This window comes from Psychrobacter sp. TB20-MNA-CIBAN-0197 (genome assembly GCF_040309765.1).
Classification (GTDB): Bacteria; Pseudomonadota; Gammaproteobacteria; order Pseudomonadales; family Moraxellaceae; genus Psychrobacter; species Psychrobacter submarinus.
In genome coordinates, this window is sequence record NZ_JBEOPC010000216.1 from 1 (window position 1) to 354 (window position 354).

The 354-nt window shown below is 44.4% G+C and carries 1 protein-coding gene; it reads left to right on the forward strand.

Annotation, left to right across the window (positions count from 1 at the left end):
- Positions 1–354, forward strand: a 354-nt coding sequence (locus AAEY83_RS13385) for an IS66 family transposase (RefSeq protein WP_351059526.1), incomplete at both ends; no start/stop codon positions are given.

A 354-nucleotide genomic window follows, 5' to 3' on the forward strand; every position in this document is an offset into this window, starting at 1 on the left:
GGTAAAGTCATCGGGCGCAGAAGGTATCATCAAAGCGGCATTACAAAGCCCGCATCAAACTTTGCATGTTGATGAGACTGGCATTAATATCGGCGGTAAACGGCGATGGCTTCATGGTGCATCAACGACTTGGTGGACTTATTTTTATCCTCATGAAAAAAGAGGAAAAATAGCGATGGATGAGGCCGGTATTTTACCGCACTTTACCGGTGTGCTATGTCATGACCATTGGAAGCCATATTATCAATATACCCAATCCCAACATGCATTATGTAATGCTCACCACATCCGAGAATTAGAAAGGGATTGGGAGCAAGACGGCATGCAATGGGAGAAGGATATGCAAACCTTACT